Annotated in this window: 22 protein-coding genes and 1 tRNA gene; 11 read left to right on the forward strand and 12 right to left on the reverse strand. The window is 65.7% G+C overall.

Annotated elements, in window-relative coordinates; genetic code table 11:
* The first annotated feature begins 50 nt into the window (after nucleotides 1–50).
* Nucleotides 51–1,058: a glycosyltransferase gene (locus tag AC1RNP_RS13135; protein WP_493051712.1), complete on the forward strand. Its 1,008-nt coding sequence runs from the start codon at nucleotides 51–53 to the stop codon at nucleotides 1,056–1,058.
* Here the strand turns inward: AC1RNP_RS13135 and AC1RNP_RS13140 are convergent.
* The 4 genes from AC1RNP_RS13140 to AC1RNP_RS13155 form a co-directional block, all read right to left on the reverse strand.
* Entirely contained in the window at nucleotides 1,043–1,906 is an 864-nt protein-coding gene (locus tag AC1RNP_RS13140) for a glycosyltransferase family 2 protein (RefSeq protein ID WP_493051713.1), read from the reverse strand. The genes AC1RNP_RS13135 and AC1RNP_RS13140 overlap by 16 nt on opposite strands.
* Entirely contained in the window at nucleotides 1,903–2,814 is a 912-nt protein-coding gene (locus tag AC1RNP_RS13145) for a glycosyltransferase family 2 protein (protein ID WP_493051715.1), read from the reverse strand. The genes AC1RNP_RS13140 and AC1RNP_RS13145 overlap by 4 nt, the downstream gene beginning before the upstream one ends.
* A 205-nt stretch (nucleotides 2,815–3,019) precedes the next feature.
* Nucleotides 3,020–3,826, reverse strand: coding sequence for a glycosyltransferase family 2 protein (locus tag AC1RNP_RS13150; RefSeq protein WP_493051716.1), 807 nt, complete (start codon nucleotides 3,824–3,826; stop codon nucleotides 3,020–3,022).
* Nucleotides 3,823–5,379 carry a DUF6798 domain-containing protein gene (locus AC1RNP_RS13155; RefSeq protein WP_493051717.1) on the reverse strand — a complete coding sequence of 519 codons (1,557 nt, stop codon included), beginning with the start codon at nucleotides 5,377–5,379 and terminating at the stop codon, nucleotides 3,823–3,825. The genes AC1RNP_RS13150 and AC1RNP_RS13155 overlap by 4 nt, the downstream gene beginning before the upstream one ends.
* Nucleotides 5,380–5,575: 196 nt before the next feature.
* Here AC1RNP_RS13155 and AC1RNP_RS13160 point away from each other — a divergent pair, with 196 nt between their 5' ends.
* Complete coding sequence (locus tag AC1RNP_RS13160) at nucleotides 5,576–6,628, forward strand: UDP-N-acetylglucosamine 2-epimerase (protein WP_493051719.1); 1,053 nt, start codon at nucleotides 5,576–5,578, stop codon at nucleotides 6,626–6,628.
* Between the two features lie 24 nt (nucleotides 6,629–6,652).
* Here the strand turns inward: AC1RNP_RS13160 and AC1RNP_RS13165 are convergent, their stop codons facing one another.
* From AC1RNP_RS13165 to AC1RNP_RS13175, 3 genes are all read right to left on the reverse strand, one after another.
* Entirely contained in the window at nucleotides 6,653–8,149 is a 1,497-nt protein-coding gene (locus tag AC1RNP_RS13165) for a PH domain-containing protein (protein WP_493051836.1), read from the reverse strand.
* A gap of 43 nt (nucleotides 8,150–8,192) precedes the next feature.
* Nucleotides 8,193–8,738: a PH domain-containing protein gene (locus AC1RNP_RS13170; protein ID WP_493051720.1), complete on the reverse strand. Its 546-nt coding sequence runs from the start codon at nucleotides 8,736–8,738 to the stop codon at nucleotides 8,193–8,195.
* Between the two features lie 67 nt (nucleotides 8,739–8,805).
* Entirely contained in the window at nucleotides 8,806–9,747 is a 942-nt protein-coding gene (locus tag AC1RNP_RS13175; RefSeq protein ID WP_493051721.1) for a lauroyl acyltransferase, read from the reverse strand.
* 119 nt (nucleotides 9,748–9,866) lie between these two features.
* On the opposite strand from AC1RNP_RS13175, the gene AC1RNP_RS13180 reads away from it, so the two are divergent.
* From AC1RNP_RS13180 to AC1RNP_RS13195, 4 genes are all read left to right on the forward strand, one after another.
* A complete protein-coding gene (locus AC1RNP_RS13180) occupies nucleotides 9,867–11,015 on the forward strand; it encodes a CDP-glycerol glycerophosphotransferase family protein (protein ID WP_493051722.1) in 1,149 nt (382 codons plus the stop codon).
* Between the two features lie 57 nt (nucleotides 11,016–11,072).
* Nucleotides 11,073–11,525, forward strand: a complete 453-nt coding sequence (gene dtd / locus AC1RNP_RS13185; protein WP_493051723.1) for a D-aminoacyl-tRNA deacylase — start codon at nucleotides 11,073–11,075, stop codon at nucleotides 11,523–11,525.
* A 149-nt stretch (nucleotides 11,526–11,674) separates the two neighbouring features.
* A complete protein-coding gene (gene rpoD, locus AC1RNP_RS13190) occupies nucleotides 11,675–13,531 on the forward strand; it encodes an RNA polymerase sigma factor RpoD (protein WP_493051724.1) in 1,857 nt (618 codons plus the stop codon).
* Between the two features lie 101 nt (nucleotides 13,532–13,632).
* Nucleotides 13,633–14,124 (forward strand): hypothetical protein, encoded by a 492-nt coding sequence (locus tag AC1RNP_RS13195; RefSeq protein ID WP_493051725.1) that lies wholly within the window; start codon nucleotides 13,633–13,635, stop codon nucleotides 14,122–14,124.
* A 95-nt stretch (nucleotides 14,125–14,219) separates the two neighbouring features.
* Here AC1RNP_RS13195 and AC1RNP_RS13200 read toward each other — a convergent pair whose 3' ends face one another.
* The 5 genes from AC1RNP_RS13200 to AC1RNP_RS13220 all read right to left on the reverse strand — a co-directional run bounded on the left by AC1RNP_RS13200 (nucleotide 14,220) and on the right by AC1RNP_RS13220 (nucleotide 18,597).
* Nucleotides 14,220–14,591 (reverse strand): SnoaL-like domain-containing protein, encoded by a 372-nt coding sequence (locus AC1RNP_RS13200; protein WP_493051726.1) that lies wholly within the window; start codon nucleotides 14,589–14,591, stop codon nucleotides 14,220–14,222.
* Between the two features lie 47 nt (nucleotides 14,592–14,638).
* A complete protein-coding gene (locus AC1RNP_RS13205; protein WP_493051727.1) occupies nucleotides 14,639–15,940 on the reverse strand; it encodes an AGE family epimerase/isomerase in 1,302 nt (433 codons plus the stop codon).
* On the reverse strand, nucleotides 15,937–16,941 hold the full coding sequence (locus AC1RNP_RS13210; protein ID WP_493051728.1) for a carbohydrate kinase family protein: 1,005 nt from the start codon (nucleotides 16,939–16,941) through the stop codon (nucleotides 15,937–15,939). The genes AC1RNP_RS13205 and AC1RNP_RS13210 overlap by 4 nt, the downstream gene beginning before the upstream one ends.
* Nucleotides 16,941–18,248, reverse strand: coding sequence for a sugar MFS transporter (locus tag AC1RNP_RS13215; RefSeq protein ID WP_493051729.1), 1,308 nt, complete (start codon nucleotides 18,246–18,248; stop codon nucleotides 16,941–16,943). Before AC1RNP_RS13215 ends, AC1RNP_RS13210 begins: the two co-directional genes overlap by 1 nt.
* Before the next feature lie 169 nt (nucleotides 18,249–18,417).
* A complete protein-coding gene (locus tag AC1RNP_RS13220; protein WP_493051730.1) occupies nucleotides 18,418–18,597 on the reverse strand; it encodes a hypothetical protein in 180 nt (59 codons plus the stop codon).
* On the opposite strand from AC1RNP_RS13220, the gene AC1RNP_RS13225 reads away from it, so the two are divergent.
* The 5 genes from AC1RNP_RS13225 to AC1RNP_RS13245 all read left to right on the forward strand — a co-directional run bounded on the left by AC1RNP_RS13225 (nucleotide 18,596) and on the right by AC1RNP_RS13245 (nucleotide 24,168).
* Entirely contained in the window at nucleotides 18,596–20,899 is a 2,304-nt protein-coding gene (locus AC1RNP_RS13225) for a GH92 family glycosyl hydrolase (RefSeq protein ID WP_493051837.1), read from the forward strand. The genes AC1RNP_RS13220 and AC1RNP_RS13225 overlap by 2 nt on opposite strands.
* 101 nt (nucleotides 20,900–21,000) lie before the next feature.
* Nucleotides 21,001–21,076 (forward strand) — tRNA-Ile (locus AC1RNP_RS13230).
* A 385-nt stretch (nucleotides 21,077–21,461) separates the two neighbouring features.
* Nucleotides 21,462–22,055 (forward strand): TetR/AcrR family transcriptional regulator, encoded by a 594-nt coding sequence (locus AC1RNP_RS13235; protein WP_493051731.1) that lies wholly within the window; start codon nucleotides 21,462–21,464, stop codon nucleotides 22,053–22,055.
* Nucleotides 22,052–23,500 (forward strand): phytoene desaturase family protein, encoded by a 1,449-nt coding sequence (locus tag AC1RNP_RS13240; RefSeq protein ID WP_493051732.1) that lies wholly within the window; start codon nucleotides 22,052–22,054, stop codon nucleotides 23,498–23,500. Before AC1RNP_RS13235 ends, AC1RNP_RS13240 begins: the two co-directional genes overlap by 4 nt.
* A gap of 221 nt (nucleotides 23,501–23,721) precedes the next feature.
* Entirely contained in the window at nucleotides 23,722–24,168 is a 447-nt protein-coding gene (locus tag AC1RNP_RS13245; RefSeq protein ID WP_493051733.1) for a carboxymuconolactone decarboxylase family protein, read from the forward strand.
* Nucleotides 24,169–24,171: the final 3 nt, after the last annotated feature.

Here is a 24,171-nt window from a genome sequence, read left to right on the forward strand (position 1 = left end):
CCGCGTCGTCAGTCGCCTGCGGTTGTCATCCGTCGGCTACCATCGCTGCGATGAAGCCAGCTGCGATGAAGAGCCTCAACCTGATCGCCCGTGACAACGGCGCCGGCCTCAGCCGCGATCTGCAACTGTTGGCCGACATCTTCAGTAATGCCGATTACAGGGTCACGGTGACCGGACTGGGGCATCGCAGCCGCCTGGGCAATCGCCTGCGACGCGCGCGAGCCCGCCTGCAGCGGTTGTGGCGCGGCTGGTTTACCGGCCAGCTCAACGCGGGCTACGACATCAATCTGATGATCGAGCACGTGCGTGCGGACATGTTCGGGCAGGCGCGGCACAACGTGCTGCTGCCCAATCCGGAATGGCTGCGTGCCGAATGGCTCGGACATCTGCGCGACTTCGATCTGGTGCTGGCCAAGACCCGTCATGCCGAACGCATCTTCGGCGAACTCGGTTGCCGCACGCGCTACGTCGGCTTCACCGCCGCCGATTGCCGCGATGCCAGCGTGGCGCGCGAAGCCACGTTCTTCCACGGCCCCGGTCGCAGTGGCAACAAGGGAACGCTGCCGCTGCTCGAACTGTGGGCGCGGCATCCGGAATGGCCGCTGCTGACCGTGGTCTGGCGCCGCAAGCGCGTCGAACTGCCGCCGCTGCCGGCCAACGTGCGCATGATCCGCGACTATCTCGAGGACGCGCAGCTGCGACAGCTGCAGAACGCCAGCCTCTTCCACCTCTGCCCGTCGCAAACGGAAGGCTACGGGCATTCGCTGGTGGAAAGCCTGAGCATCGGCGGCGTCACGATCACCACGGACGCCGAGCCGATGAACGAACTGGTGACCGCCGAACGCGGCGTGCTGGTGTCGGCGCATGCAACCGGGAAGCAGGAACTGGCGACACTCTACGATTTCGATCTGTCCGCCATGGAGCAGGCGATCGAACGTTGCATCGCCATGTCCGAGGAGGAGCGCGTGCGCCTGGGCGCGAATGCCCGGACGTGGTTCGAAGACAATGCCTGCGATTTTCCGAACAGGCTGCTCGGCGCGCTTCAGACCTTGGACTGAGCGCCTGCCTCGTCGAGATACTGGTCGATTCCGCGATCGCAACGCGTCAGCTTCCGCTTCTTGGTTTCGTGCAGGAAACGGTTGTTCGGCATGCTCATGTCGTCCGGATCGATCGGTGCGCGCGATTTGTGATCCAGGTGCACCGCGAGCGCGGTGAACTTGAGCTGCTTCTGCCGCACGCCAGCGTTGCGCAGGCGTGCGGCCAGTTCCAGGTCCTCGCTGCCGTAGCCTTCCAGTCGCTCGTCGAAACCGTTCACCGCCAGCACGTCGCTGCGCCAGAAGCTCATGTTGCAGCTCATCACGCGTCCTGGCCGACGCGCCTTGCGTTCCGCAAGCGCGTTCCAGCGCAAGGCGTGATAGCGGCGGAAGTCGTGCGGCGCATCGAAGATGCCATCCATCAGCATGTCGAAACGCAGGCGGCCGCCGGCCAGCAGTCGCGTGGTCTCGCGCATGCTGGCGCGCAGGCGTCCGCCGGCGAGGAAGCAGCCCGGCGCGGCGAACTCCGCGTGGTCGGCCAGGAAATGCGGATGCACCAGCATGTCGCCGTCTAGCAGCACCACGTAATCGCCGCGACTGGCCGCCATGCCGCGATTGCGGGCGGCGCCGGCGCGGAAGCCGCGATCCTCGTGCCAGACGTGGCGCAGCGGTACCGGAAAATCAGCCATGCGCGATTCCACCAGCGCGCGCGTCGGTTCGGCCGAACCGTCGTCGGCGACGATGACTTCGAGCGGCAACAGCGTCTGCCGCGCCAACGCGTCCAGCGCCAGCCCCAATGCTTCGGGCCAGTTGTAGGTGAGCAGGATCACGCTGATTCTTGCGGCACTGATTCTTTCGGCACTGACGGTCATGGCGCTTCCTTGCCGGCTCGCTTCAAAAGAGAGTGTGAACGCCGCCAACGCGTCCACCATGGGCCCTCGCGCATGGCAAGAAGTTTCGCGTAGCGCTCGGTTTCTTCCCTCGGCGGATCGGGTTTGATCAGGTATTCGTGCCGAGCCATGTCCAGCAATCGTTCGCTGACACCGCAACTGCGCGCGTAGAACTCGATCAGGCAGCGCGTGCGTAGGCTGTTGGCGAAATCGCGGTGCTTGCCCTGGTCGCTCCACCAGTCGTTGTTGCCGTGGATGCGGTAATGCACGGCGCCGGTCGGCAGAAAATATTTGCGTGCGCCGAGGATGCTGGTGCCGAACACCACGCAGTTGTCGGTCGCCAGGCGCCAGGCCTTGAGTTTCTCGTCGGGCAGATCGAGCACCTGCCGCGCCCAGCGCCTGCGCAGGCTCAGCGCCGAGGTCGGCGCGCCGTACCAGGTGTGCAGCAGGTAGGTGCTGAGCACGGTATAGGCCAGATCGACCGGGCGGTCGGCGAAGCTGATGCGGTCGGTTTTCTTGCCGAACATCCGCATGTCGCTGAAGACGAAATCGACATCCTTGCGGCTGTCGTAGATCGCGCCGATCTGTTCGAGGTAGTTCGCGTCCCAGCGGTCGTCGGAATCGAGGAAGCAGACCACGTCGGCGTCGGCGAGCGCGACGCCCTGGCGCGATGCCGACAGCTGCCCGCCGTTGGCGACGCGCAGCAGTCGAACGCGCGGATCGCCGCCGTAGCGCTGTTGCAGCAGTTCCGCCGAACCGTCGGTGGAGCCGTCGTCGACCACGATCACCTGCCTGGGCGCGCGCGTCTGCGCGAGCGCGCTGTCGACGGCCTCGGCGATGAAATCGCGATAGTTGTGATTGGCGATGACGACCGCGAACGAGGTGCTCATGGCGCCTGTCGCTTCGCGGATGGGGAGGGGATGCGATCGGAGCGCGTCGGCATCACCAGTGGCGAGGGTTCGGTTCATGCGCTCGATGGGCCGGGGGCTGCCTAGACATCGGGGTCGGTTCCACGGCATTGTCCGGGATCGCGACGGCGATGGCGAGCCCCGGCTGACAGCGGGATGCTTTGAACATCCCGCCAGGCGCGCCGGTTCAATCGCGCGGTGTCTGCAACGGCCGGCCGTGCTGCAGCAGCCACAACATGATGGTTTTCTGGCGCACGTAGTTGGCGCGCACATAGGCGTAGACCAAACCGTGCCAGCCGTCTAGAAAACCGCCGCGGAATACGTAACCGCGCCAGAAGCGCCATGCGGGCGAAAGAATCAGCTTGGCCAGGGAGGCGCGCTTGCCGCGGGCGAATTCGTGTTCGGCCATCATGCGGGCGTAGCGTTCGGTCTTGTGCAGCAGCTGTTCGAAGGAACGATAGGGGTAGTGGACGAGATCGCCGGGCAGGGTGCGCACGTCGCCGTCGACGCTGGCGGTTTCGTGGATCTCGCGCTTGCCGCGCCAGCCGCCGCGACGGCGGTCGAACAGGCGCAGCACGCGGTCGGGATAGGCGTTGCCGTGGCGCAGGAACTTGCCGAAATATTCGGACAGGCGCGCGAAACGATAGCCGGCCGCATCCGCGAAGCCGCGCGATTGCGCGTCCTGGATGGCGGCGCGCAAGGCATCGCTGACGCGTTCGTCGGCGTCCAGGCAGAGCACCCAGTCGTGCGTGGCCTGGTCGACGGCGAATTGTTTCTGGCTGCGGAAGCCATCGAAGGCGCGTTGCAGCACGCGCGCGCCCGCCTGTTCGCAGATAGCGCGCGTGCGATCGGTCGAACCCGAGTCCACCACCACGATCTCGTCGCAGAACGCCAACGAGGCGAGGCAGTCGCCGATGCGATCTTCCTCGTTGAACGCGATCACGCATGCGGAAAGCCGGCAAGCGGAAGTCACCGGATGTGCGGATGCGTTCATGGCGTCGTGTTCGGTGAGGGCGCATCCAGCGCGATGACGCGGTAACCCTCGTTACGGTACAGCTCGCGGCCTTGCAGCGGGCTTCCAGTCGGGACGACGGCGGCGCCCACGCCGTAATCGCGTGTGAGCGCGGCGAAGCCCGCCGGAGGCAGCCGCGCATAGGCGACATCGAGTGCTTCGGCGACACCGGCGCGGCTCGAACTGGCCGGCAGATCACCGCCCGCCACCGCGCGCAGGCGTTGCAACCACGCCGCGCGTCCGGCGCCGCCGTCGGGATTGATCTTGAATTCCACCAGGGTCGAGCGGTCGCTGCATGCGGTGAAACCGGTGTGTCCCGGCGGCGAGGCATACAGCACGCGCGGCCCCTGCGCGCGCAGCCAGTCGCACAGCTGCGCCCAGTTGCGCTCGGCGCGCGAGGCATCGACCACGCCCAGCGACGGCGGCTGTCCCTTGCCGATATCCGAACCCATCGCGGCGAGCGCGAACAGCGCCGCGACCACCCACGGCCAGATCTCGCGCTTGTTCGCGGATGGCAACCGGATCGCCAGCAGCGCGAAGGCCGCCAGCACCGGCACGAACACGCTCAGCCGCAGCAGCTGGATGCGCGCGATCCAGCCGGTCTTCAACAGGTAGTAATCGGCGTAGTGCAGCAGGGTGAAGGCCATCAGGATGATCGCCATCGACAGCAGCGGCGTGAATAGCGTCGCGCGCACGTCGCCATCCCGACGCCAGCGTCGCCACAGCCACGCGAACAGTCCGAGATAGAGCAGCACCGCGGCGACGCGATTGCCGTGGAACTGGAAATGCTGCGGCATGCGGAAGGCGACATCCTGCATCGCGCCCATCTGCTGCGTCAGGCCCTGTCGCGCCAGCGCGATCAGATCGAACAGCGCCGGCGATGCGATCACCAGTGCCGCGATCAATCCCGGCAGCCACGCGGCAAGTCGTCGCCAGACGCCTTGCCGTGTCGCCTCGATCGCCATCGCCAGCAGCCAGATGCCGCCGATCTGCAGATGCACCAGCGCCACCGCGCCCGATAGCGCGAAGGCGAGATTCCAGCGCCCGCGCACCAATGCCGCGATGGCGAAGACGAGGAAGGCGTGCGCGAAGGTCGGCGGCATGATCGGGCCGTTGCCGAGGAAGCGGTTGGCCTCCACGCCGTGGTCGAGGAAGGCGAAGCCCGTCGCCAGCGCCACCGCCAGCAACAGGCGCCGTCCGCGTGGTAGCGACAGCATGCCGCCGAGGCACCACAACGCGGCGAAGATCAGCGCGTAGCCGGCGAACGTGAGCGCGACGAAGGCGCCGGTTTCGCCCAGCGGTTTGGCCAGCCCCGCCACCATCAGCGCGAAGATGCGGTGGTGATGGGCGCGGATCTCGATGCCGAAGTCGCCCGGCAGGTAGGCCGGATCGAGCAGACGCCGCACCACCGGGATCAGGCCGGCGTGGTTCTCGCGGCCGACCTGGACGCCGTGATCCAGCGCGATCGCCAGCAGCGCGCAGACGAGCACGCAGGCCGCGGCCAGCAACCAGTTCGAGGCGGGCTTGACATGCATGTTCGGGACAGGCGCGGGACGGGACATCGGACGGGGCTCGAACACCGAATCATGGAACCGGCGCGTACCTTACCGCATGCGCACGGCCGGCCCGTGTTTTGCGGGCTCGTGTCTTATGAGGTCGTGTCTTATCAGAATCCGCACATGCGGCGTCAAGGCGGGACGCGCGCTTGGCGAATCGCGTATCTTGCCGCGCATGTCCGCCTATCTGCTGCTCGCCTCCGAGTTGTATTCGCTACCGGTGCTGCGCCCGGTGGCGGCCGCGGCGCTGGCCGCCGGGCATCGGGTCGGCTGGCTCTGCGATGATGCCGTCGCGCCGCGATTACACGCCGACGAACCGCGCATCGCCAGCCGCACCGCGCTGCGCGCCTTCGCCGCGGATGCGACGTTCGCGACCGTGCACCGCATCCCGCCGCAGTTGCCGGGCAAGCAGGTGCAGCTGTTCCACGGCCTGAACATCGACAAACGCGATGATGCCGGGCGTGGTCATTTCCGCATTCGCGGCTTGTTCGATCTGTACTGCACGCATGGCCCGGCGACCACGCCGCGCTTCGCCGCGCTGGCGCGCGAACATGGCGACTTCGCTGTCGCCGAGACCGGCTGGCCGAAGCTCGATCCGCTGTTCGCGCCTTCGCCCGCCGCCGATGCCCTGCGCGTCGCCGCGGGCGGGCGACCGGTGGCGATGGTGGCGTCCACCTTCACCGAATCCTTGAGCGCGGCGCCGGCCCTGCTGACGGTGCTGCCGGAACTGATCGCGCGCGGCGACCGCTACTGGCTACTGACCCTGCACCCGAAATGCCCGCCGGAACTGTTCGCCGCCTATCGCGCGCTGGCCGGTGAGCACGCGCGCTTCCTTGAGGCGCCCGATCTGCTGGACATGCTGCGCGCGACCGACGTGCTGGTCTGCGACACGTCCTCGGTGATTGAGGAGTGCCTGCTGCTGGACAAGCCGGTGGTCACTTTGCGCACGCGGCGGCCGCGGCCGTCTTTGCTGGACGTGCAGACGCCGGAAGAGGTGGATGCCGCGATCGATGTCGCGTTGTCGCGGTCGCCGGCGCTGATGCAGGCGATCCGCGAATACATCGCGCAGATTCATCCGGCGCGTGACGGTCGCTCCGCGCAGCGCGTGATCGAAGCGACGGAGCGGTTGCTGGCGGGCGGTTTCGGCCCCTTGCGGCCACGCAGGCACAGTCTGTGGCGCAAATTGAAGGCGCGCGCGACGATGCGGATGTTATTGCCGGAGCACTGAGAGCCTCGTCGACGCTCGACGAAATCACCAGCGCAAAGGCCGCCGCGCCACCTCGCGCCCGAGCCTGACCAGCAACTCACGCGCCTCCTCCACGGGCAGGAAGCGCAACCGCAGCGACGACTTGGTCGGATCGGCGCCGGCCGTGTCGAAGGACAGCGAGGCCATGCCGAGCATGCGGTCGAGCGGCGAGCGATGCAGCAACAGCACCTGCAGCTTGTCGAGTTCGGCGAAGCGCCAGCGCCGCGACCACCAGCCGCTGCGGATCGCCACCAGCGTGTCGTCGACGGCATAGCCGGCACGGCGCGCGTGCTGCCAGGCGACGAACACGGCCGGCAGCAGCCAGGCCAGTCCGAGCAGTCCCCAGGTGCCGTAGCGCCAGTACAGAGCGGCCGTCAGCACCAGCGACAGCAGCACGCCCGGCAACGACAACCGCAGCCACGCGTGCGCATGCAGCGGTCGCCAGCGCGATGGCGGCCACGTGCCGCCCGGCAGCAGATGACGCACCAGCGCATCGCAGACTTCGGGCGAGGCGACGGGCGCGAGTTCGCGGAACGTGCGGTCGTCGTGATGCGAGCCGGACACCGCCGTGTCGACCTTCAGCGAGCGCCGCGAAAACATCCGGTGCAGCACGGTTTCCTGCAGCTGGAACGCCTGCATGCGCCGCCGTGCCGCGCTGGTGCGCAGGCGTGTCAGCAGCCCGCGCGTGACGGTCAGCCGCCGTCCCTGCTGTTCGAGCCGGAAGCCGGTGTACTGCAGCAGCGCCAGCGATACCGACAGCAGGCGCAGCAGCACGAAGAATCCGAGCGCGAGCACGATCAGCACCGCCGCGACCTGGCTGATGCCGAAATGTCCGAAGAAATAGTTCAGCGCCTGCGTCCAGCGCTGCGCCACCGCATCGGGCAATTGCACGTGCAGCTGCGAGGCCGCGACCAGCGCCGCACCGAAGACCAGCATGCCGCGGTTGGAGATCACGCCCAGCCGCAGCACTTCGCTGGTGGGCAATGTCAGCAGCACGCCGTCGCTGCCGGGGTGCAGCTGCGACAGCGGGGCCTGCACGGCCACGGGTTGCACTTCGACATCGGCGGATGCGACGGTGCCGCGACGCCGGATCAGTGCCTCCAGCGCGTTCGCGTCGGAGAGCTTGAGCACCCGCATTTCCGCTTCGGGCTTGTGCCCGCCCGCGGATTCCAGCCGCACCTCGGCCACGCCGAAGATGCGATGCAGCAGCGTCTGGTGCAGGGCGACGTTGTGGATGCGCGAGAACGGAATCTGCCGCAGGGTGCGATGCAGGATGCCGCTCTTGATGAGGATGCTGTCGGCGCTGATGCGGTAGTGGTAGGTGAGATAGCGCCACACCGAGGCGGCGGCGACCAGGCAGATCACCACCACCGACCACAACTCGTTGCGATCGGTGCGCCCGAAGATCAGGAACGCCAGCAGCGGCACGATGAACGTGCGCATGTGCTGCAGCATCACGAACAGCCACGACATCGGATGCAGGCGATGCTCCGATTCGCCCATCGTGGATGCGGCGGATGGCGCGGATGTCACGGAAGTGTCCGGATCAGGCGTCGTCATCGTCGTCGGTCTGGCTGGCGAGGCGATCGCGCAGCCACTCCGCATCGTGTTCGTCCAGGCCCGACAGCGAGACCGAACTGTGGCGGGTGCCGGCGGTGTGAATTACCAGCGTCGCCAGACGGCAGTAGCGTTCGATCGGTCCGCGCTTGAGGTCCAGATGCTGCACGCGGCTGCCGGGCACGCGCGTTTCCAATTGCCACAGCTTGCCGCGCCGCAGCGCGAAGCCATCGCCGTTCAACCGCCAGCGCGTGTTGATGTAGCGGCGGTTGCCGTAGAGCGCGCCGACCAGCGTGCCGATCAATGCGGCACCCGGCAGGAAGTAGGAGGTCGGCGCGTACAGCCGCGACGTGATCAGGATCACGCCGACCACGCACGCCGCCGCCGCGATACCGAGCGCGGTGCTGACGATGTAGAGCCCACGTGCCCGCGGCGGCAGGGCCTGCCAGCCGTCATCGGGCATGTCGTCGTGCGTGACGGGAGCGGTGTCCGTCATTTGCAGGGATTCGCTTTCGCTGATGCCGGGTGCGTTCATGGCCAGCATCGCACCGCGTGCATGAAGCCGCGCATGCTGCCGCGCACAGATCGTTCCTTGACGTGGATCATCGGTCCAACTCCAGGTCCCGGTAGGGATTGTCCTCGCCCGTGCCGGGCGGTCGCAGCGTATAGCGCTTGTACGTCCATTGGTACTGGGGCGGGTCGCGCCGTGCGATGCGCTCGACTTCGCGATTGAGCGCCGTCACGCCTTCGACCGGGTCCTTCGATCCGATCTCGGGCGGCGCGGGATCGAACCGGAGCGCGAATCCCGGCCCGGCGCCGAGGCGTTCGCAGTAGCCGAACAGCACTTCCGCGCCGGTGCGCTCGGCGAGACGGTTGAGCAGGGTCATGGTCAGCGCCTGCTTGCCGAAGAAGGGCGCGAATTCGCCATCCCCGGCCTTCGGCTGCTGATCGGGCAGGATGCCGACCACGCCGCCATCCTTCAGCACCCTGAACAACTGGCGGATGCCGGGGCCTTCGGCGCGCACCTGCATCACGCGATTGCTCTGACCAGCCCGCCCGCCCTGGTCGGCGCGCACGCGGCGCAGGAACGCCTCGCCGACCGCCGACTCCGGCGGGCGATACAGAATCGCCAACTGCGGGGCGTTCGCCGCGAGCCACTGGTTCAGCAGCTCCCAGTTGCCGTAGTGCGGCGCGGCGACGATCACGCCGCGACCGGCCGCGATCGCGGCGGCGAAGCGATCGGTGCCGTGCGCCTCGCGGATCAGGGCCAGATTCTGGGCGTGCGGCCGCGTCCAGAAGCGCAGCGTCTCCAGTGCCTGGTAGGCGGTGGTGCGCAGGATCACCAGATACATCTGCGTGCGCTGCGCCGGTGTCTGGTCGGGATAGGCGAGCTGGAGATTGCGCAGCGCCACCCGGCTCTCGCGCGCGTCCGCCCGCTGCCAGAGCCAGGCCGCGCCATTGCCCAGCCGTCGCAGCCACGACCACGGCAGGCGGCCGACCATCGTCGCGAGCAGGTACAGCAGGGAGGCGGTGAATTTCGTCATTTATTCAGTCTAGCCGGTGAAGCGGCGTGGGACGGCGACAAGGCCCGGACGGCAGGGATGTCTGCATGTACGATGCGATCGGGGATGTACCAGGGGTAACAAAACGGGGGGAAGGGGAGATGAGCAACTATCTGTTGCTTGCGTCGGAGCTGTATTCGCTGCCGATCTTGCGGCCGCTTGCCGACGAGGCATTGGCACGAGGACATCGCGTGGCATGGCTGGCGTGCGATGCCTTGGCGAAGCGATTGCGTCCACAGGAAGTGCGTCTGCGCAGCAGTCGCGAGCTCAGGCTGTTCTCGGCCGATGCGACGTTCTGCACGGTCAACGAACCGCCACGCGCCTTGCCTGGATTGCAGATCCAGGTGTTCCATGGATTGAACATGCACAAGCGCGATCCTCGCCGCGAAGGGCAACTGCGCGTGCAGGGATTGTTCGATCTCTACTGCACGCACGGACCGGCCACCACCGGCCCCTTGCGCGAGGTCGCGCGGGAGCGGGGAGATTTTGTCGTGGTCGAAACCGGATGGCCGAAGATCGACGTGTTGTTCGGAAGTGAGCCGAGGCTTGGGGAAGCGCTTGGCGACATGGTGCTGGCCGCCGCGCGAGGGCGGCCGATCGTGATGTACACCTCGACCTTCAATCCGCCGATGAGCCAGTCACGCGAATGCCTGCAGGCGATCGAAACGCTGGTGCAGCGTGGTGATCGTTACTGGCTGCTCTGCCTGCATCCGTTGTCGGCGCCGGATATCGTCGAGCGCTATCAGGAACTGGTGGGCGAGAACGCTGTTTTCGTCGATGCGGAATCTCTGCCCGGCCTTCTGCCCATCACGCAGGCGCTGGTGGGCGACACCACGTCGGTCGTCGACGAATTCGCCCTGCTCGGCAAACCGATCGTGACCGTGCGGCATCACAGGCCGCAGCCGTTCATGATCGATGTGAGAGGGCCGCAGCACATCGACGCGGCGCTGACCGCGGCATTGTCGGGCGATGGACGACAGCGCTGCGATGGGATGAAGGCATATGCGGAGACGGTCCATCCCTATCGCGATGGCCGTTCGGCGGCGCGCGTGCTGGATGCGGCCGAAGCGCTGGTGTCCGGTGCGCTGACGCCGCCGCAACGCCGGACGCGATGGTTCTGGCACAAGCGCCGCCGCACCAGGAAGCAGATGCGCGCCCTGCTCCCGGCTCCCGGACTCATCGCCGATTTCATGTCCCGCATGCAGCGGAAGCTGAATCATGAATGGGCGGGTGGTCTTGGCTCCGGCTAGCGCCGCGGCGACCATGGCGCTCCTCAGGCCATTCATCCTCCGGGGTCCACAGCCGACATGCTCGCCCTGATCCAGCGCGTCACCTCCGCCAGCGTCACCGTCGATGGCATCACCATCGGTGCCATCGGCCCCGGCCTGCTGGCGCTGGTGGGGGTCGAGCCCGGCGACGGCGAGGCCGACATCGCCCGCATGTCCGAGCGTCTCCTCGGCTACCGGGTCTTCGCCGACGAGGCCGGGCGCATGAACCGCTCTCTGGCCGATTGCGGAGGCGGGCTGCTGCTGGTCAGCCAGTTCACCCTGGCCGCCGATACCCGCTCGGGCATGCGCCCGGGCTTCAGCACGGCCGCGGCGCCGGCCGAGGCTGAACGGATCTTCAGCCAACTGGTCGCCGTCTGCCGCGAAAAGCACGCGCCGGGGGTGGAAACCGGGCAGTTCGGTGCCCATATGACTGTCAGCCTGGTCAATGACGGCCCGGTGACCTTCCTGCTACGAACCGGCGATCGCAGTTAGACGATGCCGATCCGGGAAGGCCAGGGGACCGTCCACACCCGGCAAACGCCGCCAAATCCCGGCGACGCGCAACGTTTCGTGACCCTGTACCCTCTCATACCGGGTATAATGCAGGGTTCCCTTCTCCTCTTCTTCCGGTGGCGCCCCACATGGCCAACGAACGTCCGGCTCCGCAGTCCGACATCAAGCAACTGATCAGCAAGGGCCTGGAGCAGGGTTACCTGACCTATGCCGAGGTCAACGATCATCTGCCCGACGACCTCGTCGATCCGGAGCAGATCGAAGACATCATCGGCATGATCAACGGCATGGGCATCGAGGTGCACGAAGTTGCGCCCGACGCCGATACCTTGCTGCTCGCCGACGGCAATTCCGGCAATCGCGAAGTCGACGACACCGCGGCCGAAGAAGCCGCGGCCACGCTGACCGCGCTCGACGGCGAGGGCGGCCGCACCACCGATCCTGTGCGCATGTACATGCGCGAGATGGGCACGGTGGAACTGCTCACGCGCGAAGGCGAAATCGCCATCGCCAAGCGCATCGAGGAAGGCCTCAACCAGATGCTGTCCTCGCTGGCCAGCTTCCCCTGGTCGGTGCAGCTGTTGCTGGAAGACTACGAACTGCACAAGGCGGGCAAGAAGCGCCTGGCCGAGATCGTGGTCGGTTTCAATGATCTCGTCGAGGAAGAACCCGAGCCGCCGATCGCCGCCGAAGCCGGCAGCGACGACGATGCCGAGATCGACGAGGAAGACGACGAAAGCGCCGGCGGTGACGACGATACCGGTCCGACCGGCCCCGATCCGGCCGAAGTGGCGCGCCGCATGGAAGCGCTGGCGGCCGGCTATCTCAAGTTCCAGAAGGCCTACGCCAAGAACGGCGCGGCCGCCAAGCCGGTGATCAAGCTGCGCGAGGAGATGGCCGAACAGTTCGTCACCTTCAAGCTGCCGCTCGCGCTCACCGACACGTTGGTGAGGAAGCTGCGTGAAGTGCTGGCCGAGATCAAGGAGCACGAGCGCCGCATCCTCGACCTGTCCACGCGCGTCGCCAAGATGCCGCGCAAGGACTTCATCCGCGCCTGGGAAGGCAACCAGACCAACCTCGGCTGGGTCGACGACGTGCTCAAGCGCAAGCAGAAGTGGTCTTCGGGCCTGCGCGAGGTGAAGGACCAGATCATCGCCGAACAGGAAGCCACCATCGCGATCGAGAAAGCGATGTACGTGACCCTGGCCGACATCAAGGACATCAGCCGTGCCATGGCCTACGGCGAGGCCAAGGCCCGCAAGGCCAAGAAGGAGATGGTCGAGGCCAACCTGCGCCTGGTGATCTCCATCGCCAAGAAGTACACCAATCGTGGCCTGCAGTTCCTCGACCTGATCCAGGAAGGCAACATCGGCCTGATGAAGGCGGTCGACAAGTTCGAATATCGCCGCGGCTACAAGTTCTCCACGTATGCCACCTGGTGGATCCGCCAGGCCATCACGCGTTCGATCGCCGATCAGGCCCGCACCATCCGCATCCCGGTGCACATGATCGAGACGATCAACAAGCTCAATCGCATCTCGCGCCAGATGCTGCAGCAGTTCGGCCGCGAAGCGACGCCGGAAGAGCTGGCGAAAGAGATGGACATGCCGGAGGACAAGATCCGCAAGGTCATGAAGATCGCCAAGGAACCGATCTCCATGGAAACGCCGATCGGCGACGACGAGGATTCGCACCTGGGCGACTTCATCGAGGACACCAACGTGGAGTCCCCGATCGACGCGACCACCAACACGAACCTGTCGGAAACCGTGCGCGACGTCCTCGCCGGCCTCACGCCGCGGGAAGCCAAGGTGCTGCGCATGCGCTTCGGCATCGACATGAACACCGACCACACCCTCGAGGAAGTCGGCAAGCAGTTCGACGTCACCCGCGAGCGCATCCGCCAGATCGAGGCGAAGGCGCTGCGCAAGCTGCGTCATCCCTCGCGTTCGGAGCAGCTGCGCAGCTTCCTCGATATCGAGTAAGGCCCGACGCAGCCGCATCGAAACAGGCCCGCCGAATGGCGGGCCTGTCGTTTGTGCGGGGGCTACAATGCCGGCGCCACTTTCCATCCGTTGGGGAACGCATGGAGGATTTGAATCCGTATCAGCCACCGGCAGCATCGTTGCAGGAGCTGTCGTCCGCCGGAGCCGTGCCCGGCGCCAGGCTGTTCAAGGTGGCCGGAATCGGGCTGGCCACGTTCATCGGCACGGTACTGGCGGGCGGCATCCTGATCGCGATCAATTACCGCGCGGTCGACAGGCCGGCCCTGGCGAGGCGCGTGTTGTGGGGCTCGCTGGCGGCGATCGCGCTGGTCATCGCCAGCAGCATCTTTCTGCCCGGCGGCTGGGTCATGGATCTGGGGGTGCTCGCGCTGCAAGTCGTGAGCATGATGGCGCTCGCGCGCTGGCAGCGCGGAAAGATTGCCGCGTTGCTGCCGGACGATCACCTGCCGCGTTCCAACTGGATGGCGTTCGGCATTTCGCTGTTGGTGCTGATGGGGCTGTTCGGAAGCATCCTTCTGCTGATGTTCCTGGCAATGGCGACAGGCGTGCTGTCTCCTTTTTTGAGCGACTGAAGAATCGTCGGCTCCCGCGATAGCGCATCAGCAAGGCGCGACGCGACGCGACGAGAAAGAGGCCCTGCGCGCCTTGGCGCGCAGGGCCGTGCAACTCAGCCTACGTTGTAGAAGAACTGCTCGCGCACAATCTTGCCGTCGCGCACCTGATACACGCAGATTTCCTGCATCGGCATGCGGCCCATCTGCTTGTAGGTGGCATCGATGGACATGGCCACGCTGAACCAGTCACCGGCGATGATCGGATCACCCACGCTGCCGCCGTGGATCTCGACGATGCCTTCGGCCCATTGGCGGCTTTTCTCACGGATCGCCGGCATGCCCTTGGCGTTGCCGAGCGCGCCGGGCGGCAGGCCGTCCATCTCGATACTGACGGCATCCTCGGCGTAAAGCTCGTTATGGGCTTCCTCGTACTTGCCCTCACGGCACAGTTCGACCAGACGCTTGGCGATTTGTTCGGTACTCATCGACGCTCTCCTTTGGCGGGGAGCGCGGAGCCTACTCCCGCGACGTCTCAGCTCTTGCGACTGAACGCCCCGGGTGCCCCGCGCATCACCGCCAGCACGTCGTGGCAGGCGCCCATCGTGTGATAGTCGGTCTTGCCGGCCGGGCTCTTCTCGTCGCTGTACTTGCGGTTCTGGCGATCGAGGATGCGGTACCAGGCGCCGTAGCGATGATCGACGAGGTGCTGCCAGGAATAGCGCCAGATGCGCTCGTATTCACCGCGATAACGCGCATCGCCGGTGACCGCGAACAGCCGCGCGGCGGCGGCGAGCGCCTCGGCCTGCACCCAGAAATACTTGTCGTCGTCACAGACGGTGGTGGACGTGAAGCCTTGCGCGAATGCCTGTCCATCCGCGCCGGGTTTCTCCAGGCCGGTCGGCGCGAATCCGTAGACGATGCCGCCGAACGTCTCGTCCCAGCCGTTGTCGAGCGCGGCATCGAACAGATGGCGTGCGGTCGGGATCAGCCACGCCGGCGCCTGCTGTTTTGCGCCGAGATGCTCTTGCAACAGCATCAGCAGCTTCGCCCATTCGACCTGATGCCCGGGCTGGAAGCCCCAAGGGCGGAACAGGTGCTTGGGATCGTCGCGGTGGTAATCCCAGTCGACGTTCCAGTCGCGGTCGTAATGCTCCCACACCAGACCGCCGGCCTTGGCGGCCTGTCGGCGCGTCATGTGATCGGCGAGCGTCAACGCGCGTTCAAGATAGCGTGTTTCCCCGCTCGCTTCGAACGCGGCGATCATCGCCTCGCACATGTGCATGTTGGCGTTCTGGCCGCGATAATCGGAGAAACGCCATTGCGCGTCGGCTTCGTCGCGATACAGGCCCGCATCGGCGTCCCAGAAGCGCGATTCGAGCAGCTCCCAGGTCTCGTCCATCCACGCCGCGGTATCCAGGCCCGCCTTGCGCGCGGTCGCGTAGGCGAGCAGCACGAAGGCGACGCCGTAGGCGTGATAGGTGCGGTCTTCCGGCTTGCCGTCGCGCAGCGTCCATGCGTAGCCGCCGCTTTCGGCGTCGCGATGCACCTCGCGCAGATAGCGCAGGCCGTGTGATGCGGCATTGAGATATTCGGCGGCGAGTGGTGAATCGGCGAACTCGCGCGCCGCCATCGCATTGTTGAAGACGAAGCGCGTGCTGCTGACCAGATGCCGGTGCGTGGCGTCGTAGACGCTGCCGTCGTCGCGGAAATAGTGGAAGAAGCCGCCCGCCGGATCGATCGAGCGAGGATGATAGAACGCCATCGTGTCGGCGATGTGCGCGCGCAGGAAAGCGGGATCGCCGAAGTCGGGGATGGGCGTCGCGGGGAGATTCATGGCTTGCTTCCTTCGATCAGGGATTGCACCTCGCCATGCGTCGGCAACGCGGCGAAGGCACCGAAGCGTGTGGTGGCCAGCGCGCCGGCCGCCGCCGCGTAGCGCAGCAGGTCCTGGCGCGTGGCATCGTCCGCGAAGGCGCGGCTCAAGGTGTCCGTGGTGACGGCGTGCACCGTGAGTCGCTGCAGCAGACCGGCCACGAAGGCATCGCCGGCGGCGGTGGTGTCGACGGCGTCGATAGGGAAGGTATCCGCCGAACCCGAAGCCTCGCGCGTCCACCAGCGGATGCGCGCGGGGCCGTCGGTGACGATCGCCGTTTGCGTCACGCCTTCGAACAGGCGCGCGATCACGGCATTCTCGTCGCCGCCGTTCGCCAGAAAGACGAACTCCTCACGGCTGAGCTTCACCAGATGCGCCGACGCGAGCGCATGCCAGAGCGTCGGCGTCGGATCGACATCGGCGGGCCACAGCGACGGACGCAGGTTCAGGTCCATGCTGACCAGCGCGCCGGCGCGCGCGGCCAATTCCATGCCATGCAATGTCGTGCCGGCGATGGCGGGCGCGGTGAGGCTGTTGGAGCAGACGTGGAAGATCGCCGTGTCGGCGAAGGCTTCGCCGTCGAAATCCTGCGGCTGGAACAGCAGATCGGCCGCCGGCGGACGATAGAAATTGAAACTGCGCTCGCCATCATTGCCGAGCGAGACGAAGGCCAGCGCGGTACGCGCGGCATCGGTGTGCCGCACCTGCGCGGTGTCGACGCCGTAGCCTTGAAATTGCGAGAGCAGGAAATCACCAAACATGTCGGTGCTGAGCATGCCGATGAAGCGCGCCTGCCCGCCCAGACGGGCGACGCCGACGGCGACATTGGCGGGCGCGCCGCCGGCGTATTCGGCGAACTGGCGCGGCTCGCCCGCCGCTTTCGCGGGACGGGCGAGGAAATCGATCAGGGCTTCGCCGAAGCAGGCGATGATCGAGCGTGCAGCGGTGCGGGTGGTGGGCATCAGTGCATCGGCCCCGCGACGCGCGCCGTGCCCGCGGCGACTGGAAGGTCACCCGCGAGGCGTGAACCGCGCAATCCGTACCAGGCGATGTAGGCGTAGCAGATCAGCGGCAGCACGAAGGCGTGCTGGATGCCGATGTGATCCGCGAGCCAGCCCTGCAGCAAGGGGATGATGGCGCCGCCGACGATGGCCATGATCAGCAGGCTCGACGCCTTGCTGGTCATCGGCCCCAGCCGCTCGATGGCGATGGTGAAGATGGTGGGGAACATGATCGAGTTGAACAGGCCGATCGCGAGCACACTCCACATCGCGACGTCGTGCTTGGTCGACATCGTGGTCGCCAGCAACAGCAGCGTCATGCCGGCGAAGATCGCCAGCAGCCTGCGCGCATCGATCGTGCGCAGCAGCAGCGCGCCGATGAAGCGGCCGATCATTGCGCCGCCCCAGTAGAAGGAGAGATAGCGGCTCGCCGTGGCCTCGGTGAGGCCGCCGGTCTGCGGGCTGGAGATGTAGTTGATCAGGAAGCTGCCGATGGAGACCTCGGCGCCGACGTAGACGAAGATCGCCAGCACGCCCCAGCGCACATGCGGAAAGCGCAACACTTCGCCGAAGGTGTGGTGGGTTTCGTCGCCGCGATCGGTCGCCTCGCGCAGCGAGGGGATGCGCATCAGCAGCACGAAGACCGCCAGCACTAGCAGGCCGCCCGCCAGCGCCAGATAGGGCACCTGCACCGATTGCGCCTGTTGCGCGCGATAGGCCGCTTGTTCCGTCACGCTCATCGCGGCGAGTTGCTCGGCACCGAGCACCGCGGCCGAGAGGATCAGCGGCCCGATCACGAACGGGAACAGCGTGGTCCCCAGCGAATTCAACGCCTGCGCCAGATTCAGACGGCTCGGCGCACCGGCCGGCTCGCCCAGCAGGCTGATGTAGGGATTGGCCGCCACCTGCAGCAGCGTGATGCCGCTGGCCAGCACGAACAGCGCCGAGAGGAACAGCGGGTACGAAGGCAGCCGCGCCGCCGGATAGAACATCGCCGCGCCGACCGCCGCCACCACCAGCCCGATCACGATGCTCGACTTGTAACCGACCCGCGCCACCACCGCGCCCGACGGCAGCGACATCAGGAAGTACGCCCCGAAGAACGTCATCTGGATCAGCATCGTCTGGAAATAGTTCATCTGAAAGACGGCTTTCAGATGCGGGATCAGCACGTCGTTGAGGCTGGTGAGCCCGCCCCAGGTGAAGAAGATCAGGCTCACCACCGCGATGGCCGCGGAGTGGGAGAGATCGCGTTGCTGTCGACTCATGGATGGGCTCCGGAGGAACGGCGGGCGTGCCTTCGCGTGCGCTCGGGCAGGGAGCGCGCCGGACAGGCGCGCGACATCCCCGGCAACGGCGTCGACGCGATTCCACAGGCCGCGATCGCAGCGGCGGGGGCGAGGCGTTGGACCGGCTTCGGGGTGGCGAACATTTCTTTTAGATCGGTCTAAATCCGAGCGCATGGTGCCGGTAAACGGTTCCCATGGCATTTTGCGGCGCAGCATGGGGCGATCCGGCCCCCATGATAGGGTTTTGTTTGGAACGATCCAAAGATGACGCGACGATGATGGCCAAGCGCGGGTTCGGAGTGGTGATGACGATGAGCGCATTGCTCATGACGGGAATGGCGATGGCGGCGACCGGGCCTTCCTCCGAAGCGGGAGCGCGGGCCGTCGCCGCGGTCGACCCCTTCATCGGCACCGGCGGCGAGGGCCACACCTTCCCCGGCGCCGTCGTGCCCTTCGGCATGATCCAGCTCAGCCCGGACACCCAGATCAAACCGCGCAAGGACGCCTACGGCTGGGCGGCCGGCTACCGCTACGACGACCACACCATCGTCGGCTTCTCGCACACACATTTCTCCGGCACCGGCCATTCCGATCTCGGCGACGTGCTGCTGATGCCGATCGCCGGCGAGGTAAAGCTGGAGCGCGGCGAAGCCGACAAATCCGGCAGCGGCTATACCTCGCGCTTCCGCCACGACGACGAGCGCGCCGAACCGGGCTACTACGCCGTCACGCTGGACGACTACGGCGTGCGCGCCGAGCTCACCGCCAGCCCGCGCGTCGGCGTGCATCGCTACCGTTTCCCGCAAGGCAAGCCCGCGCATGTGCTGATCGACCTGCGCACTTCGATGTACGACTACCCCGGCAAGATCTCGTGGTCGCGTCTGCGCCTGCGCGCGGACGGCACGGTGACCGGCTTCCGCGAAACGCGCGGCTGGGCGCCGGGGCGGCAGCTGTATTTCGCGATGCGGTTCTCCAAGCCGCTACGCGGCCATGCCTTCCACAACACCGAGCAGGACATTCCCTACAAGGGCTTCCCGCCACCGGGCGAACAGGCGCCGGGCGAGCGCGCGCAGATCGAAGGCCGCCAGCTGGTCGGCAGCTTCGACTTCGGCGACGACTTGCGCGAACCCTTGCTGGTGAAGGTATCGATCTCGCCGGTCAGCGAGGAAGGCGCCATCGCCAACCTCGATGCCGAGGTTCCGGGCTGGGATTTCGACGGCGTGCGCGCGGCGGCGAAAGCGCAATGGGCGCAGGCTTTGTCCGCGATCGACGTCGACGCGCCCGAGCCGATGCGCAAGAGTTTCTACACCGCGCTCTATCACAGCTTCATGGGCCCGAGCCTGTTCATGGACAGCGACGGCGGCTACCGCGGCCCCGACAACGCCGTGCATCAGGCCAAGGGCTACACGCACTACTCCACGTTCTCGCTGTGGGACACCTACCGCGCCCTGCATCCGCTGCTCACCATCGCGCAGCCCGAACAGCGCACCAACGACATCGTCAATTCGCTGCTCGCCTCGCGCCGCGAAAGCCCCTACGGCGTTCTGCCGGTCTGGGCGTTCCACGGCCTGGAAACGTGGTGCATGATCGGCTACCACGCCGTGCCGGTAATCGCCGACGCCTACATGAAGGGCATCCGCGGCTACGACACCAGCGAAGCCCTCGATGCGATGGTGGCGAGCGCCAACTACGGCCCATACGACGGCATCCGCCAGTATCGTGAACTGGGCTACGTCCCGATCGACGAGGAAGGCGAGGCCGCCTCGAAGACGCTGGAATACGCCTTCGACGACTGGACCATCGCCCGCATGGCCGAGACGATGGGGCGCGGCGACATCGCGAAGGAATTCGGCAAGCGCGCCGGCAACTGGCGCAACGCCTTCGATCCGGCGACCGGCTTCATGCGCGCGCGCAAGCGCGACGGCAGCTTCCGCGAACCCTTCGACGCCACGGCCAGCGGCTACGGCACCGACTACACCGAAGGCAATGCCTGGCAATACTCCTGGTACGTGCCGCAGGACGTCGCCGGCCTCGCGCAGGCGCATGGCGGCACGGACAAGCTGCTGGACAAGCTCGACCAGGTCTTCAACGCCAAGGTCGATCCCAGGATCTTCGAGCACATGGAAGACATCACCGGCCTGATCGGCTGGTACGCGCACGGCAACGAACCCAGCCACCACGTCGCCTACCTCTACGCCTACGCCGGCCAGCCCTGGCGCACGCAGGCACGCCTGCAGCGGATCATGGATTCGCAATACGCCCCGCGCCCGGACGGACTCGCCGGCAACGACGACCTCGGCCAGATGTCGGCCTGGTACGTCTTCACCGCGCTCGGCTTCTATCCCGTCGCCCCCGGCAGCAACGAATACATCATCGGCCGCCCCTTCCTGCCGCGCGCCACCCTCAACCTGCCCAACGGCAAGCGCTTCACGGTGATCGCCGACGGCCTCGACGCCCGCCATCCCTACATCGGCACGGCCACCTTGAACGGTAAGCCCCTCGACCGCGCCTTCCTGCGCCACGAGGAACTCATGGCCGGCGGCGAACTGCGCTTCACCATGCAGGCGCAACCCGATCGCGAGTGGGGCACGCATCCGTCGCGGCAGCCGTATTCGATGTCTGCACGCTGAGGTCTGCGCGTTGAGGCCCGCACGTTGAGGCGCGCGGAGAGGTAGAGGCGGTTAGCCGATCCTGGCTGTCAGCCTGCCGCCTCCACTAAACTTCCCACCGCGGGCCTATAGCTCAATGGTTAGAGCAGAGGACTCATAATCCTTTGGTTCCAGGTTCGAGTCCTGGTGGGCCCACCAAGCGCTTTGCGTCGAGATCGTATTTGCGCGATCCAATAAAGTTCGGCCGCCTTGGCCAAAACTTGATGGGCGTCCAGGAAGTTTGTCCAAAAAAGACAAGTTCCCTTCCGAAGGGCGGTGTTGCCAGGAAATCATAGAGATGGCCACTCGTCCCTGCCGAGTCTTGGCCGGCAAGTTACAAGCGAAGACTAAAAATACCGCTCCCCTCCGCGCACATCATACGCCCGTGTAGGTGGGCGTCGATGGCGATTCTGCGCGAGAGGACTCCCACTCTTTTGCCGATGTTTTGGGGTGTGTCATTTCGTATACGGCGCCGTATATTGATCAATGCACGTCGTATACGGTACCGTATACGGCGTGCAAGCAACCAATGTGGGTGACTGCAATGGCAACCAGGGATAAGGGCCCCACCCGTGAGGACTGGGTTGCGGCAGGGCTACGACAGCTGGCAATTTCTGGAATCGAGTCGGTAAAGGTCGAGCGCCTCGCCGAGACTTTCGGCATCAGCAAAGGTCCGTTCTATTGGCGATTTTCCGGGCGCGATGAACTGCTCGGGGCAATGCTCCAGCAGTGGAAGCATGAGTTCACGCAGCGCTTGATCGAAGACACCGCCAGCCTTGCCCCTCGCAAGCGCCTCGAAGACCTGTTCGATCGGGTACTGCACCCAAAATCCAACTTTGCGATCGGCCAGACAGACGCAGCGATGCGCAATTGGGCTGCGCAGGACCAAGTGGTCGCACGCACGGTGCGTCAGGTCGATGCAAGACGAGTCGATTACTTGCTCCAGGCGTTCCGGCAAATGGGGGCGTCGGAGCAGAAGGCTTTGCAACTGGCTCGTGGCATCTACATGGCGATGCTCGGACTTTTCAACATTCGCAGATACACCCCTCAACTGGCGGATAAGGAGTCGTTCCTGTTCGTACTGCGGTTGGCGATGGAGGAAGCGGAAAACATAGAGCACGACGAGGTTACGCAATGAAGCGCGCAGATCGGATCGTTATCGTTGGCGGTGGCTTGTCCGGCTTGAGTGCAGGCATTGCGCTGCTTCGGCAAGGGCGGCGCGTGACACTGTTCGAGGCCAGCAGCCGGCTCGGTGGTTGCTGTACAACGACGGAATCGAATGGCTTCTCGTTCAACAACGGCGCGCTTTACGTTGCCTTGCCCAAGCTGTTGGACACGGCCTTCGAACGCCTGGGCATCGATCGCACCGGATTGGTGCCGTTGCGGCAGATTACCGACCTGCAGACCACGCGAGTGGCGGACGACGCTATCGTCAGGTTCCGGCACGGCGGCCAGGTCCACTCCGAACACATCAATAGTTCATTGCCGAGCTCAGGCCGGAGCCCGCAGCAGGATGTGCTCCGTCTACGGGAGCGCTGGGGGCCACTTCTCGATCTGCTGACCAAAGAGATCATTGTTCAGCCCTTCTCGTTGCCTCGGTTGCTGTGGAAAGGCTGGCGGGAGCTACCCAAGCTGCGGGGCACGGTTGCCGACGAACTGAACCGGATGGTTGCCGACTCGTCGGTGCGTGCGGCAATGGGCAGCGTCACTTTGTACACGGGGCTGCCTCCCGAGGACACGCCAGTCATGCAGTTGATTGGCTTGGTCGCGATGCTGGCTGATGAGTTCTATCTGCCTGAAGGAGGCATGGGGCGCATCAGCCATGTTCTGGGCACGCAGTTCCTGCAGCTGGGCGGTGAGGTTCACCTTGAGACGCCGGTCGAGCGCATCCTCGTCGATTCTGGTCACGTCGCCGGCGTCATCGCGGGTGACAGTCAAGTCAGCGCGAGCGCTGTAGTGTCAACAGCGAGCGCGATGGCGACCTATCAGACGCTCCTGCGCCGAAACGACTCGCCGATGAAGCAGGTGCGCAAGGCGACGTTTGCACCGCTGTCCCAAACGTCGCTTTCCATTCAGCTGGGGCTGCGCAATCGCATTGATGCAGATAGCCATTTCATGGGCTACATCCCGGAGATGGAATCGTTGCGAGAGCTGCTCGTTCCCCCGTCTGGCACAACCAAGTGGCTCTGCTACTCCGTACCGACGGTCACCATGCCCAGCCTGGCGCCTCCCGGCGGCAGTGTCATCGAAGTATTCCCGGCGATCGATCAGTCGATCCCGGCTGACGAGTGGAGCCAGTTGCACGCGCAGCGGGTAGCCGAGGAGACCATCGCCATGCTCTCGCGTCTCCACAATCTCGACATTGCCGTGACACGCATTCGCAGTCCAAAGAATTTCCTGCGTGACATGCATCTGTTCGGCGGAGCGATCTACGGCCTGTCTCCCGCGGCCGATGCGCGGGCGCAGTTCTCGCATAAGAGCCCGCTTCCCGGCCTGTATCTCGCCGGGCAGACCACCTATCCCGGCTACGGCGTCGCCCCGGCGATGCTCAGTGGAATCTTCGCTGCCGACCTGGTGCATTGACCGTGCGTATCCGGGCGATTCAACCGTTGTTGTCGTTGGCGTGCTCTGGCGGCCTTGTTCTGTGCGGAAACACCGTGACTGAAAGCCGGCGCAGCAGCTCCGACACATGCCCGTCATCCCGGCAGACACCGCGAAGTCCTCCCGGATAGCTCATTCACGCCGGCACGCTTCGTCAGTCAGAACGTCAACCGCCACAACCTAATTCCAATGAGGCGAGTTCCATGAGTCAAGGTCCCCGCGTCGTCTACTACAAGCTGGCACCCGAGGAATTCCAGAAGGTCCTCGAGTTGTCCGACCTCGTCAAGAAAAGTTCGCTCGGTGGGAGACTGGTGGAGCTCATCTTCCTCCGCTTGTCGCAAATCAATGGCTGCGCCTACTGCATCGACATGCATTGGCGTTTGTTGCTCGACCACGGCATGGAACCGCGCGAAGTCAACGCTGTGTCCGGTTGGCGCGAAGCCCCCTTCTTCAGCGATCGCGAGCGCGCCGCGCTGGAATGGGCAGAGCGGGTCAACGCGATCCCGAATTCGGACCTCAGTGATGACGCGTTCGGGCGCCTGAAGGCGCACTTCAGCGACGACGAGATTGCCAAGCTCACGTTCACCATTTGCGCCATCCGCACCTGGAACCAGATCAACGTGAGTCTGCGCAACCCGATCGCCGCTTGAAAT

The sequence above is a fragment of the Luteimonas sp. GW821-FHT14E02 genome, from assembly GCF_058803905.1.

Bases quoted from the DNA above. Each gene is read 5' to 3' on its own strand.
- AC1RNP_RS13135 (WP_493051712.1), top strand. From the start codon at position 51: ATGAAGCCAGCTGCGATGAAGAGCCTCAACCTGATCGCCCGTGACAAC.
- AC1RNP_RS13140 (WP_493051713.1), bottom strand. From the start codon at position 1,906: ATGACCGTCAGTGCCGAAAGAATCAGTGCCGCAAGAATCAGCGTGATC.
- AC1RNP_RS13145 (WP_493051715.1), bottom strand. From the start codon at position 2,814: ATGAGCACCTCGTTCGCGGTCGTCATCGCCAATCACAACTATCGCGAT.
- AC1RNP_RS13150 (WP_493051716.1), bottom strand. From the start codon at position 3,826: ATGAACGCATCCGCACATCCGGTGACTTCCGCTTGCCGGCTTTCCGCA.
- AC1RNP_RS13155 (WP_493051717.1), bottom strand. From the start codon at position 5,379: ATGCATGTCAAGCCCGCCTCGAACTGGTTGCTGGCCGCGGCCTGCGTG.
- AC1RNP_RS13160 (WP_493051719.1), top strand. From the start codon at position 5,576: ATGTCCGCCTATCTGCTGCTCGCCTCCGAGTTGTATTCGCTACCGGTG.
- AC1RNP_RS13165 (WP_493051836.1), bottom strand. From the start codon at position 8,149: ATGGGCGAATCGGAGCATCGCCTGCATCCGATGTCGTGGCTGTTCGTG.
- AC1RNP_RS13170 (WP_493051720.1), bottom strand. From the start codon at position 8,738: ATGAACGCACCCGGCATCAGCGAAAGCGAATCCCTGCAAATGACGGAC.
- AC1RNP_RS13175 (WP_493051721.1), bottom strand. From the start codon at position 9,747: ATGACGAAATTCACCGCCTCCCTGCTGTACCTGCTCGCGACGATGGTC.
- AC1RNP_RS13180 (WP_493051722.1), top strand. From the start codon at position 9,867: ATGAGCAACTATCTGTTGCTTGCGTCGGAGCTGTATTCGCTGCCGATC.
- dtd (WP_493051723.1), top strand. From the start codon at position 11,073: ATGCTCGCCCTGATCCAGCGCGTCACCTCCGCCAGCGTCACCGTCGAT.
- rpoD (WP_493051724.1), top strand. From the start codon at position 11,675: ATGGCCAACGAACGTCCGGCTCCGCAGTCCGACATCAAGCAACTGATC.
- AC1RNP_RS13195 (WP_493051725.1), top strand. From the start codon at position 13,633: ATGGAGGATTTGAATCCGTATCAGCCACCGGCAGCATCGTTGCAGGAG.
- AC1RNP_RS13200 (WP_493051726.1), bottom strand. From the start codon at position 14,591: ATGAGTACCGAACAAATCGCCAAGCGTCTGGTCGAACTGTGCCGTGAG.
- AC1RNP_RS13205 (WP_493051727.1), bottom strand. From the start codon at position 15,940: ATGAATCTCCCCGCGACGCCCATCCCCGACTTCGGCGATCCCGCTTTC.
- AC1RNP_RS13210 (WP_493051728.1), bottom strand. From the start codon at position 16,941: ATGCCCACCACCCGCACCGCTGCACGCTCGATCATCGCCTGCTTCGGC.
- AC1RNP_RS13215 (WP_493051729.1), bottom strand. From the start codon at position 18,248: ATGAGTCGACAGCAACGCGATCTCTCCCACTCCGCGGCCATCGCGGTG.
- AC1RNP_RS13225 (WP_493051837.1), top strand. From the start codon at position 18,596: ATGACGGGAATGGCGATGGCGGCGACCGGGCCTTCCTCCGAAGCGGGA.
- AC1RNP_RS13220 (WP_493051730.1), bottom strand. From the start codon at position 18,597: ATGAGCAATGCGCTCATCGTCATCACCACTCCGAACCCGCGCTTGGCC.
- AC1RNP_RS13235 (WP_493051731.1), top strand. From the start codon at position 21,462: ATGGCAACCAGGGATAAGGGCCCCACCCGTGAGGACTGGGTTGCGGCA.
- AC1RNP_RS13240 (WP_493051732.1), top strand. From the start codon at position 22,052: ATGAAGCGCGCAGATCGGATCGTTATCGTTGGCGGTGGCTTGTCCGGC.
- AC1RNP_RS13245 (WP_493051733.1), top strand. From the start codon at position 23,722: ATGAGTCAAGGTCCCCGCGTCGTCTACTACAAGCTGGCACCCGAGGAA.